Annotated in this window: 11 protein-coding genes; 5 read left to right on the forward strand and 6 right to left on the reverse strand. The window is 69.5% G+C overall.

Annotated elements, in window-relative coordinates; translation table 11 throughout:
* Nucleotides 1–87 precede the first annotated feature (87 nt).
* Complete coding sequence (locus B0E54_RS21015; protein ID WP_234587386.1) at nucleotides 88–792, forward strand: dihydrofolate reductase family protein; 705 nt, start codon at nucleotides 88–90, stop codon at nucleotides 790–792.
* Here B0E54_RS21015 and B0E54_RS21020 read toward each other — a convergent pair.
* On the reverse strand, nucleotides 758–2509 hold the full coding sequence (locus tag B0E54_RS21020; RefSeq protein ID WP_234587389.1) for a biotin carboxylase N-terminal domain-containing protein: 1752 nt from the start codon (nucleotides 2507–2509) through the stop codon (nucleotides 758–760). The genes B0E54_RS21015 and B0E54_RS21020 overlap by 35 nt on opposite strands.
* 138 nt (nucleotides 2510–2647) lie before the next feature.
* On the opposite strand from B0E54_RS21020, the gene B0E54_RS21025 reads away from it, so the two are divergent.
* The 3 genes from B0E54_RS21025 (at nucleotide 2648) to B0E54_RS21035 (ending at nucleotide 5117) form a co-directional block, all read left to right on the forward strand.
* Complete coding sequence (locus B0E54_RS21025; RefSeq protein WP_234587411.1) at nucleotides 2648–3262, forward strand: PadR family transcriptional regulator; 615 nt, start codon at nucleotides 2648–2650, stop codon at nucleotides 3260–3262.
* 121 nt (nucleotides 3263–3383) lie between these two features.
* Entirely contained in the window at nucleotides 3384–4343 is a 960-nt protein-coding gene (locus B0E54_RS21030) for an ATP-binding cassette domain-containing protein (protein WP_234587392.1), read from the forward strand.
* 18 nt (nucleotides 4344–4361) lie between these two features.
* Nucleotides 4362–5117 carry an ABC transporter permease gene (locus tag B0E54_RS21035; RefSeq protein WP_007455563.1) on the forward strand — a complete coding sequence of 252 codons (756 nt, stop codon included), beginning with the start codon at nucleotides 4362–4364 and terminating at the stop codon, nucleotides 5115–5117.
* A 126-nt stretch (nucleotides 5118–5243) separates the two neighbouring features.
* Here the strand turns inward: B0E54_RS21035 and B0E54_RS21040 are convergent, their stop codons facing one another.
* The 5 genes from B0E54_RS21040 to B0E54_RS21065 all read right to left on the reverse strand — a co-directional run bounded on the left by B0E54_RS21040 (nucleotide 5244) and on the right by B0E54_RS21065 (nucleotide 10212).
* Complete coding sequence (locus B0E54_RS21040; protein WP_234587394.1) at nucleotides 5244–5897, reverse strand: O-methyltransferase; 654 nt, start codon at nucleotides 5895–5897, stop codon at nucleotides 5244–5246.
* The gene (locus tag B0E54_RS21045; protein WP_234587397.1) at nucleotides 5894–6631 is read right to left on the reverse strand and encodes a nucleoside triphosphate pyrophosphatase; all 738 of its coding nucleotides are present in this window, start codon (nucleotides 6629–6631) and stop codon (nucleotides 5894–5896) included. Before B0E54_RS21045 ends, B0E54_RS21040 begins: the two co-directional genes overlap by 4 nt.
* A gap of 326 nt (nucleotides 6632–6957) precedes the next feature.
* The gene (mycP, locus tag B0E54_RS21050) at nucleotides 6958–8058 is read right to left on the reverse strand and encodes a type VII secretion-associated serine protease mycosin (RefSeq protein WP_234587413.1); all 1101 of its coding nucleotides are present in this window, start codon (nucleotides 8056–8058) and stop codon (nucleotides 6958–6960) included.
* Nucleotides 8059–9460: 1402 nt separating this feature from the next.
* The gene (locus B0E54_RS21060) at nucleotides 9461–9919 is read right to left on the reverse strand and encodes a hypothetical protein (protein ID WP_234587401.1); all 459 of its coding nucleotides are present in this window, start codon (nucleotides 9917–9919) and stop codon (nucleotides 9461–9463) included.
* Nucleotides 9920–10008: 89 nt separating this feature from the next.
* The gene (locus B0E54_RS21065; RefSeq protein ID WP_234587403.1) at nucleotides 10009–10212 is read right to left on the reverse strand and encodes an acyl-CoA carboxylase subunit epsilon; all 204 of its coding nucleotides are present in this window, start codon (nucleotides 10210–10212) and stop codon (nucleotides 10009–10011) included.
* A gap of 90 nt (nucleotides 10213–10302) precedes the next feature.
* On the opposite strand from B0E54_RS21065, the gene B0E54_RS21070 reads away from it, so the two are divergent.
* Nucleotides 10303–11195: serine/threonine-protein kinase (locus B0E54_RS21070; protein WP_234587405.1), on the forward strand; the 893-nt coding region annotated here is incomplete at its 3' end.

An 11195-nucleotide genomic window follows, 5' to 3' on the forward strand; every position in this document is an offset into this window, starting at 1 on the left:
CTCCCCGGCAAGTGATTGCACCCTGCTATCACTTCATCCTAGGGTAGGTCGAAGCAGTTGCATATCGCTATCACTGAGGGAGGGCCCATGTCGGGGCGATTCGTGTACTGGATGAACGTGTCCGTCGATCTGTTGATCGAGCGGGCGCCTGGCGAGCAGGGCGGTGGAGAGTGGCTGCGCATCGGGGAGCCACTGCACCAGGAGTTCAACACGCGGGCGCGGGCGCTGTCGCTCCTGATCCAGGGGCGCACGATCTACGAGACGATGGAGGGCTTCTGGCCGGCGGCGCGCGACGACGAGTCGTTGCCCGGCTACCTACGCGAGTACGGCGAGATCTGGACCTCGAAGCCCAAGGTGCTGGTCTCCCGCACGCGTACCAGCGCCGACCACAACACCGAGATCATCGGTGGCGACGATGCCGTCGGCGAGCTCGCGGAGCTGCGGCGACGGACCGACGGTGACATCGGCGTCGGCGGCGCCACACTGGCCACGGCGCTGCTGCGGGCCGGGCTCCTCGACGAGCTGCTGCTCTTCACGCACCCGGTCATCCTCGGCGCCGGCCGCCCGCTGTTCGACAGCCTCGACGAGCCGCTGCAGCTGGACCTGATCGAGCAGGCGCGCTTCGACGAGGGCGTCACCCTCCACCGGTACGCCGTTCGGAACGCGCGCGCCGCTGCCGCCGACCGCGTAACCGACCCCACGCCGCCGGGGTCGGCCGCGGCTGCTCCACCCGCAGCAGAGATCTCGCGCTCGCCCCTCAGGCGATGGTGCAGATGGCGGCGCCAGCGGTGATGACGGCACCGACCTCGGCGGTGAGCCCGCTGACCGTACCCGCCTTGTGGGCGTGCAGCGGCTGCTCCATCTTCATCGCCTCGAGCACCACCACCAGGTCGCCCTCGGCCACCGTGTCCCCCTCGGCGACCGCGATCTTCACGATGGTGCCCTGCATGGGGGAGGTGAGCGCGTCGCCGCCGACCGGGGCGCCCGCCTTGGCTCCGCCCCCGCGCCGGGCCGGCTTGCGGGAGGCGGGTGCCGCGGTGGTCGTACTCCCGCCGAAGCCGGCGGGGAGGCTGACCTCGATGCGCTTGCCGGCGACCTCGACCACGACGGTGTCGCGTTCTTCCGGCGCCTCGACGGCGCCGGCGGCGGCGACGAACGGCGGCACGGTGTTGTGGAACTCGGTCTCGATCCACCGGGTGTGCACGGTGAACGGTTCGGCGGTGAACGCCTCGTCCCGCACGACCAGGCGGTGGAACGGCAGCGCGGTGGCCATCCCGTCGACGACCATCTCGTCCAGCGCGCGGCGGGCGCGTTCCAACGCCTCGGTCCGCGTCTCACCGGTGATGATCACCTTGGCCAGCAGCGAGTCGAAGTTGCCGCCGATCACGTCGCCGGCCGAGATGCCGGTGTCCACCCGGACGCCCGGGCCGGTGGGCAGGCGCAGCGTGGTGACGGTGCCCGGCGCGGGCAGGAAGTTGCGGCCCGGGTCCTCGCCGTTGATCCGGAACTCGATGGCGTGCCCGCGCGGCGTCGGGTCCTCGGTGATCCGCAGCTTCTCGCCGTCGGCGATCCGGAACTGCTCGCGGACCAGGTCGATGCCGGCGGTCTCCTCGGTGACCGGGTGCTCGACCTGGAGCCGGGTGTTGACCTCCAGGAAGGAGATCGTGCCGTCCTTGCCGACCAGGTATTCCACAGTGCCGGCGCCGTGGTAGCCGGCCTCCCGGCAGATCGCCTTGGCGCTGTCGTGGATCTGGGCGCGCTGGGCGTCGGTGAGGAACGGCGCGGGGGCCTCCTCGACGAGCTTCTGGTGCCGGCGCTGCAACGAGCAGTCCCGGGTGCCCACCACGATCACGTTGCCGTGCTGGTCGGCGAGGACCTGCGCCTCGACGTGCCGGGGCTGGTCCAGGTAGCGCTCGACGAAGCACTCGCCCCGGCCGAACGCCGCGACCGCCTCGCGGGTGGCCGACTCGAAGAGCTGGGGGATCTCCTCCATGGTCCGGGCGACCTTGAGGCCGCGCCCACCACCGCCGAACGCGGCCTTGATGGCGACCGGCAGCCCGTGGTCGACGGCGAACGCCATCACCTCGTCGGGGCTGCCCACCGGGTCCGGGGTGCCGGGGACCAGCGGAGCGCCGGCGCGCTGGGCGATGTGTCGGGCGGTCACCTTGTCGCCCAGGTCGCGGATCGCCTGCGGGGTGGGGCCGATCCAGGTCAGCCCGGCGTCGATGACCGCCTGGGCGAAGTCGGCGTTCTCGGACAGGAACCCATAACCGGGGTGTACGGCGTGGGCGCCGGCCCGGGCGGCGACGTCGAGCAGCTTGTCGATGCGCAGGTACGTCTCGGTCGCGCTGTCCCCGCCGAGCGCATATGCCTCGTCCGCGAGGGTGGAGTGCAGGGCGTCGCGGTCGGAGTCCGCGTACACGGCGACGCTGCCCAGGCCGGCGTCACGGCAGGCGCGGATGACCCGGACGGCGATCTCGCCGCGGTTGGCGATGAGTACCTTGCGCACCTCGTGGCTCCTCCCGGCAGGTTACTGACCGGGAGTGTATCGGCCACCCGTGCCGACCCTAACGATCGCTCAGTGTGGGGTGCGGCACTGAAGTTAGTCAAACTTGGCTATTACGCTTGTGTGGTGTCTGCGACTCGAATGATGATTCTCGGTCTGGTGCGGTGGATGCAGCCCGTGCACGGCTACGACGTGCGCCGCGAGCTGCTGAGCTGGAGCGCCGACAAGTGGGCGAACGTGCAGCCGGGCTCGATCTACCACGCGCTGCGCAAGCTCACCGAGGAAGGGCTGCTCCGTGCCGTCGCCACCGAGCAGGTCGGCGCCCGTCCGGCCCGGACCACCTACGAGGTGACCCCCAAGGGCGAGGACGAGTTCGAGACGCTGCTGCGCAACTCCTGGTGGAACCTCACGGAGCCGTCCGACCCCTTCGCGGTGGCCTTCTCCTTCCTGCCCGCCATGCCGCGCGCCGAGGCCGCCGCGGCCCTGCGCAACCGGGCCAATCTGCTGCGCGCCGGCGTCGAGTCGATGCGCGCCTCCCTGGAGTCGGACTGGGTGCGTAACCGCAAGCCGGCGCACGTGGGTTGGATGTTCGAGCTGTGGGCGGCGCGGGCGGAGGCGGAGATGGGGTGGTGCGACCGGATCGCGGAACGGATCGACTCGGGAGTGTCGTACCTGCCTGCTGAGCTGGAGAACGCCGAGGGTTGGTCGGGGTGGAAGGACCGCCAGGAGTCGCGGCCTCCGACCGGCACGGAATAATCAACGTTGACTAGAAGAGTTATATCGCGTTAGCCTGCTGTCGGCACAGCGGGGGAGTGCGCCGTCCGGCGTCGTCCCACTCGACGGCCGGCGCGACCGGCCCGACCGACCAGGAGCACAAATGATCGAGACCAGGGGGCTGCGGAAGTCGTTCCGCTCCCGCGCGGGTCGAGAGACGAAGACGGTGGACGCCGTGCGGGGCGTCAACCTCCAGGTCGCCGAGGGTGAGATCTTCGGCTTCCTCGGCCCCAACGGCGCCGGCAAGACCACCACGCTGCGGATGCTCGCCACGCTCATCGAGCCCGACGGCGGCGAGGCCACCATCGCCGGAGCCGACCTGCGCAAGGATCCGGCCGAGGTCCGCCGCCGGATCGGGTACGTCCCGCAGGGCGGCAGCACGTGGGACGAGTCCACAGCCCGCGAGGAGCTGGTCCTGCACGCCCGGATGTACGGCATCGGCAAGGCCGACGCGCAGCAGCGCGCCGCCCGCGCGCTGGCCGCCTTCCAGCTCACCGAGTACGCCGACCGCAAGTGCAAGACCTACTCCGGAGGCCAGCGCCGGCGGGTCGAGATCGCGCTCGGCATCATCCACGAGCCGAAGATCGTCTTCCTGGACGAGCCGACCACCGGCCTCGACCCGCAGAGCCGCGCCCACATGTGGGACGAGATCCGGCGACTGCGCAACGACGGCATGACGGTCTTCATCACCACGCACTACCTGGACGAGGCCGACGCGCTCTGCGACCGCATCGCGATCATGGACAACGGCGAGGTCGTCGCCGAGGGCACCCCAGCCGAGCTCAAGCGGGAGATCTCCGGCGACGTCGTGCTCGTCGGTCTCGACCTGGCCGCCACCCCGCAGGCCGCCCAGGCGCTCGACGGCGAGGCGTACGTCAACAAGCTGGAGACCGCCGACGAGGGCGGCCTGCGCCTCTACGTCGACGAGGGCGCCACCGCCATTCCCCAGGTGCTGCGCCGACTCGACCACGCCGGGCTGGAGCTGCGCTCGATCGAGCTGCACCGGCCCAGCCTGGACGACGTCTTCCTGACCAAGACCGGCCGCTCGCTGCGCGAGTCCTGACCACCGGAGAGACGACTCATGAAATTCGCCCGCGACACGTGGCTGATCTTCCAGCGGCAGATCCAGCTCCTGCTGCGCAACCCGGTCTGGGTCTTCGTCGGCGTGTTCCAGCCGGTGATGTACCTGCTGCTCTTCGCCCCGCTGCTCAAGCCGGCCCTGAACGCGCCCACCCAGGCCGCCGCCTACAAGATCTTCGTGCCGGGTCTGCTGGTGCTGCTGGCCATCTTCGGCGGCCTGTTCCAGGGCTTCGGCCTGATCGCCGAGCTGCGCGCCGGCGTCATCGAACGGTCCCGGGTCACCCCGATCAGCCGGCTCGCCCTGCTGCTCGGCCGCTCGCTGCGCGACGTGGTCTCGCTCATCGTGCAGGCGGTCATCATCACCCTGCTGGCGCTCCTGTTCGACCTGCGGGTGTTCATCGGTGACCTGCTGCTGGCGTACCTCATGCTCGCCCTCATCGCGCTCATGACCTCGGCCGTCTCGTACGGCGTCGCACTCAAGGTCAAGAGCGAGGACGCGCTGGCCCCACTGATGAACACCGTGGCGCAGCCGGTACTGCTGCTCTCGGGCATCCTGCTCCCGCTGACCTTCGCACCGGGCTGGTTGCAGGGCATCGCCGACTGGAACCCGTTCTCCTGGGCGGTCGACGGCACCCGCGCGCTCTTCGCCGGCGACCTGGGCAGCGACAAGGTCTGGCAGGGCCTCACCATCACGGCGGTCCTCGCCGCGCTGGGAGTCTTCTGGGCCGCCCGCCAGTTCGCCCGCAGCGTCCGCTGACGCTCGCCCCGGGGCCCGGCCTGACCCCGGGCCCGGCTTGATCGACTCGGGTTCCTGAAAGTTGGGGTGTCCTACCGCCGAGGATGCCGCGATTTCCAGGAACCCGAGTGGATCAGAGCGCGGCGGTCAGCGGACCCGGGCGAGGGTGAGGCCGTCCGCGATCGGCAGCATCACCGGGTCGACCCGTACGTCGGCGAGCACCTCGTCGTTGAACGCGGCGATCGCCCGGTCGTTGGCGTCCCGCGGGGCGAGCACCCGCCCGCCGCGCAGCACGTTGTCCACGGCGATCACCCCGCCCGGCCGCATCCGGGGCACCAGCTCGGCCCAGTAGACCGGGTACCCGGTCTTGTCCGCGTCGATGAACGCGAAGTCCAGGTGACGCTCGTGCGGCAACTCCCGCAGCGTCTCGCCGGCCGGGCCGATCCGCAGGTCGATGCGGTCCTGCACGCCGGCGCGGGCCCAGTACCGCCGGGCGATGCCGGTGAACTCCTCGGAGATGTCGAAGCAGGTCAGCTGTCCGCCCTCGGGCAACCCCCTTGCGATGGCCAGCGCCGACAGGCCGGTGAACGTGCCAACCTCGACGGCCTGCCGTACGTCCAGCAGCCGGGTCAGGAACGTCAGGAACGCGGCCTGCTCCGGTGCCACCTGCATGGAGGCGTGCTCGGGCAGCAGCGACCGGGTCTCCTCGGCGAGATCCTGGATGATCTCGTCCGGTGGGGCGCCGTGCGCGACCAGGTAGGCGTGCAACTCGTCGGTGAGCGGGATCGACTTCGTGGTCATGACCGGACGTTACCGATCGGCTCGACCGATTGGCCGCCCGGCGCGACAGTTGTCCACAGGTCCGTGATCTGCAGCCCCAGTTCGGCGAGGAGCCGACGCAGCAGCGGCATCGACAATCCGACCACGGTCCCCGGGTCGCCCTCGATCCGTTCCACGAACGGCCCGCCCAACCCGTCGATCGTGAACGCGCCCGCCACCGCCAGCGGCTCGCCGGTGGCGACGTACGCGGCGATCTCGTCGTCGCTGATGTCCGCAAAATGGACTGTCGTCGAGGCAACCGCCTCCGCGCGCCGCCCACTGACGCCGTCGATCAGGCAGTGCCCACTGTGCAGGACACCGCTGCGCCCCCTCATCCGCAGCCAACGCCGGGTGGCGTCGGCCGGATCCGCCGGCTTGCCGAGAATCTCCGAGTCGAACTCGAGCACCGAGTCGCAGCCGATGATCAGGGTCCGCTGGCTGGTGCCTGCGGTGCTGGTGCCTGCGTCCGTGCTGGTGCCTGCATTGGTGCGGGCTGGCTCGGCTGCCGTTGCGGCCGGGCTCAGTCGGGCCAGCACTGCCTCCGCCTTGAGCCGAGCCAACTCCAGACACAGGTCCTCGGCCCGATCGGTCACCACCAGGGACTCGTCCACCCCGCTGACCAGCACGTCCGGCTCGATGCCAGCAGCCTGGAGAGACTTACGACGGGCAGGGCTGGCCGAGGCGAGCACGAGGCGGAGCGGCAGAGAATCAGACACCAGCCCGACGTTACCGGCTCACCACCCACCACACCGGTCCACCCGCCCCCGCGTCGCTCCCAACGCCGTGCCCCTCACGCCACGACCCCGCGCTTCATGCCAACGCGGCCTCGCGCTTCATGCCCACGCGGCCTGGCGCTCTTGATCCACTCCACATCGCCGATGTCGGCCTATCAACCAGCCACGAAAGCCCCACATCGCCGATATAAAGTCGATCAACCCTTCGGTCCCTCCATGATCGACTCGACTTCATGGATATCGGGGTATCCCGCCGCCCGGACACCCCGATATCAAGGATCCCGAGTCGATCAACGCGCTCCGGCCGATCAGCGACTGATTCTGGGCGGCGGATCATCACCACGCCGCCGACGCCGCGCCACCAGCGCCCACCCGACGCCCGCGGCCACGATCACGGCGAGAGTGGCGAGACCGCGAGCTGTCGCGCCATCATCGCCCCCACCAGGCCGAGCGTCGGCCGTCGTGGTCGGGCCAGCGCCGGCCGGAGCGCTCACCGACTCAAACCCCAGCGGGGGTACGTCTGCCGTCAGCGCTGCCACAAGATCGATCACGCCGTACCCGTACTCGTCGTCCCGGCCCGGCGGACCCTTGTCGATAGCTGTGGCCGTCAGTCGATGGGCCACCTCCTGCGCCGGCAGGTAGGGGTACTTCGACCTGATCAACGCCGCCGCCCCAGCCACAATCGCCGTCGCGTCGGAAGTGCCTGTCCCTTTGCGGTACTTGCCGTTAATGCTCGTGCTGTAGATGTCGACAGCAGGCGCAACTACGTCAATCTCGGGGCCAGTCACTGAAATCGCAGCACGGGTCCCGTTTCGGTCGATACCTCCAACGGCTATTACTCCCGGATGTCGTGCGGGGTAACCTACCATCTGTGTTCCGGGGGAATTGCCTGCTGCGGCTATCACTACGATGTCAGCCATCAAAGCCGATGTTATTGCTTGTTGGAGCCTAATGCTGGCGCCCCCCACGATTGAAATGCTGATCACGTCGGCTCCCTGGGTGACCGCAAACTCAATAGCTAACGCCAGCGCGTCTGTGTCCCCGTCCCGGCCTGCCGGAGAGCACAATATTGGCAGAATCTTTGCCCTAGGGGCTATGCCGAGGGCGCCCTCATTTCCAGTGCCGTGGGCGGCGATTAGGCCGGCCATTCCGGTTCCATGGCCGTCTCGATCGTCATGGCCGTCGCCCTTGCCTCCAGCAATTACGTCAGTTCCCGGAAGCAGGTTTCCTTGCAAGTCCTGATGGTTGCTCACGCCGCTGTCGGGGACGGCGACGGTTATCCCGTCTCCCTGACTGATCTTATGGGCGTCGGAAACCCTAAGTGCGGATAAATGCCACTGCTCTTGATGATCCGGACGCGAGTTGGTCTCTATGACGGGCGAGGCTGTTCCCGGAAGTGCCAAGGCCATCAGGACTGTAGCGACGAGTCGGAAGGTCACCGGGAGAAACCGATAGCGGGACCCGGATCTATTGGGCCCTCATCCTCAGGCGGAAGAACGATCGGTGCCACTCCTTGCTCGGTCTCCCAGGGTTGGTCGGGATCCCATCGGTGTGGCTCGACACTGTCATCGTCAAAACCCCCGCGCCCTGTTCGGGTAGGAGCGGTGCCCATGCCCGGGCCTCCACCATTGATGGGGGCACCACCGAATGGAGGCATGCCGCTCATGCCACCCATGCTGCGTCGAGCACCCGGTCGAGAGCCTGCGCTTCCTGCCGGAGCCGTACCAGCGCCGCCACCTCCAATGACGCCTCCGACTGGATTGACTCGGCGTACAGGAGCGGAGCCTGGACCTGGCTGGCCCAGCCCGAGCCCGGGCGCTCCTCCGATTAAGCCGCCTGGGGGCATTGATCGAGATGATGAGGTGCCAGTGCTGCCCTTAGCAACTCCCCCGGGGGTCGAACCGATTGCCGACCCATGGGCCTTGGGCGCCGAGTGCGGCAATCTGGGAGTTGTGGTGGATGCGGGACCAAGCACTGGTGGTACCCCGGCGGGAGTCGTGTTCGCAGGCAATTGCGGCGTTCGCGGTAGATCCGGGTTTGGTGCGGTGGTAGTTCCACTGGCACCGCCGAGTATGGGCCCAATGCCTGGCGAGGTTGGCATTCGCTCAGTTCGAGAACTAGTTGCGGTTCGATCGATCATCGGTGGTGTTCTTGGTGTCACCATAGGCGCCGGCACTATGGGAGGAATGGTTGGAGCTCCGTCTCCGGCCGGTGCGACCGCCTGTTCGTCAACCCTCGGTGCTGGCCTTGCCGGTGGTTGGCGGAGGGTGGCTTGGGCTTGTTGGAGTTCGCCGCTGAGGTTGAACATCATGGCCCGTGCCTGCACGTTCAGCCGTTCCAGCTCGCCGTCCGTCACCGGTGACTCGACAACCCGGTTACCCATGATCGCTTTGGGGTCCGCGGCTGTAGCGTCGTACGCCTGCTTCTGCTGGAGCTTGGTCGCGTACTCCTCGTGGATCTTGCGGAGCTCGGCGCGGGTGGAGCCGATGGCCTGGGTGGCGGCGGACAGCGCGGTGTAGTTGGCGGCGGCGGCGTCGTGGGTGTGCCGCACCTTGGCGATCAGGTCGTCGAGTTGGGCGAGGTACGTGCCGGAGGCGGCGCTGGTTTCCGGGGGCCACGCTTCGGCGAGCCCGCGCCGGTACTCCTGGAGTCGGCCGAGGTGGATCTGGGCGAGGTCGCAGACCTTGCGCCAGCCGGCGACCTGTTTCCAGTGGTTGGTGGTGTCGTGGTCCTGGAGGCACGCCCACATGCTGTTGACGTCCATCAGGTGCCAGTCGGTCTGGCCGGAGGTGCGGCCGCCACCTCGTTCGATCATGGCAGGACCACCGGCCTCTGGCTCTCGGGGCCGGTGGGGTCGGGCAGCGTCGGCGTCCGGCCGCCGGGCAGGACGGTGCCGGGGTCGGCGAGGGCCCGCTGGACGTCCACGGCGCGGGCGGCGGAGAAGGCGTCGCTGTCGGCGTACTGGGTGGCGACCCGGTCGGCGACGGCGGCGAGGTGGCCGGTTGCGCCCCGGACGGCGTACACCATGTCGGCGGTGGCCTGCTGCGTCTCGTGGTGGGCATGCAGGAAGGTGACCAGCTCGATGAACGCGTCGCAGGGGTTGGGCACCTTCGCGGACATGTCGTCGGCGATGTACGACAGGTGGGGCGCGTAGTTGCGTTCGACGTCGGCGGCGAGCCGGTCGGCGAACTCGCGGAGCTGGCGGATGTCGGCCTCGATGCCGCCGTAGCTGTGCAGCCAGGGCGCCGGCTGGTCCTCTTCGGGGATCATCGATCCTCCCTATCCGTCACGGCACCGTTTCCCTGAGTGAGGTTAACGGCTGCACGCCATCCTGGCAGCCCCCACCGGGGCGACCCGGGTCAGCGAGAAAGACGAGGAAGGCCGGAGGCACGCCAGGTGTCGGGGCGGGCCGGGCGACCGCTGCGGGCCCACGCGGACGTGGCAGCCGGCGCGGGGGTGGCGGCCGGGCGGGACCGCGCGATTACCGCGCCGACCAGAGCGGCCAACTCCTCGGCGGTGGGCACGCCGCGAACGACCCGGAACAGCGGCTCTTCGGCAGACATGCCGCCAGGGTACGCGGCTCGAAGTCATCCGCAGCGAACAGTGGCGTGCCGGCGGTGTGAGCGTCGGCGGCTCCGGGTACCGTCTCACCGATGTCGAACGCGCTTCCCCAACTCGTCGCTGACCGATACCGGCTTCTGTCGCCGCTCGGCCAGGGCGGCATGGGTCGGGTGTGGAAGGCGCGCGACGAGGTGTTGCACCGCGACGTCGCCATCAAGGAGTTGGTGCCGCCGCCCGGCCTCACCGACGAGGAACGCCGCGAGATGCGGGAGCGGTCGCTGCGCGAGGCGCGGGCCATCGCCCGGCTCAACCACGTCAACGTGGTGCGCATCTTCGACGTTCTGCGCACCGATGGCGACCCGTGGATCGTCATGGAGTACGTGGCGTCGAAGTCTCTGCAGGACACCCTCGCCGAGGACGGGCCGGTGTCGGTGGCCCGCACGATCGAGATCGGCCTGGGCGTGCTGGGCGCGCTGAACGCCGCCCACAAGGCGGGCGTCATGCACCGCGACGTCAAGCCGGGCAACGTGCTGCTGGGCGACGACGGCCGGGTCGTGTTGACCGATTTCGGTCTCGCCACGATCCCCGGCGACCCGAACGTCACCCGCACCGGCATGGTGCTCGGTTCGCCCGCGTACATCTCGCCGGAGCGGGCCCGGGAGGGCACCGCCGGGCCGGAGGCCGACCTGTGGTCGCTGGGCGCGACGCTCTACGCGGCGGTCGAGGGCAAGTCGCCGTACGCGCGGCCGTCCGCGATCGCCACGCTTGCCGCGCTGGCCACCGAGCCGATGCCGCCGCCGAAGAACGCCGGCCCGCTCAAGGCGGTGCTCACCGGGCTGCTGCAGAAGGACCCGAACGAGCGGATCACCGCGGAGGTGGCCGAGCGGCTGCTGCGCCGCGCCGGAGGCAAGCGGGCGCGGGGGATCTCACTGCTCGATGGCGTACGCCGGCCGGGGCCGAACGGTCCACGGGAGCCGCGCCCGCC

It is taken from the genome of Micromonospora sp. MH99, assembly GCF_021442385.1.
In the GTDB taxonomy this organism is placed as follows: domain Bacteria; phylum Actinomycetota; class Actinomycetes; order Mycobacteriales; family Micromonosporaceae; genus Micromonospora.

What these genes read in the sequence shown, in the direction of transcription:
- B0E54_RS21025 (WP_234587411.1), top strand. Translation starts at nt 2,648, where the DNA reads ATGATGATTCTCGGTCTGGTGCGGTGGATGCAGCCCGTGCACGGCTAC.
- B0E54_RS21060 (WP_234587401.1), bottom strand. Translation starts at nt 9,919, where the DNA reads ATGATCCCCGAAGAGGACCAGCCGGCGCCCTGGCTGCACAGCTACGGC.
- B0E54_RS21040 (WP_234587394.1), bottom strand. Translation starts at nt 5,897, where the DNA reads ATGACCACGAAGTCGATCCCGCTCACCGACGAGTTGCACGCCTACCTG.
- mycP (WP_234587413.1), bottom strand. Translation starts at nt 8,058, where the DNA reads ATGGCCTTGGCACTTCCGGGAACAGCCTCGCCCGTCATAGAGACCAAC.
- B0E54_RS21065 (WP_234587403.1), bottom strand. Translation starts at nt 10,212, where the DNA reads ATGTCTGCCGAAGAGCCGCTGTTCCGGGTCGTTCGCGGCGTGCCCACC.
- B0E54_RS21035 (WP_007455563.1), top strand. Translation starts at nt 4,362, where the DNA reads ATGAAATTCGCCCGCGACACGTGGCTGATCTTCCAGCGGCAGATCCAG.
- B0E54_RS21015 (WP_234587386.1), top strand. Translation starts at nt 88, where the DNA reads ATGTCGGGGCGATTCGTGTACTGGATGAACGTGTCCGTCGATCTGTTG.
- B0E54_RS21030 (WP_234587392.1), top strand. Translation starts at nt 3,384, where the DNA reads ATGATCGAGACCAGGGGGCTGCGGAAGTCGTTCCGCTCCCGCGCGGGT.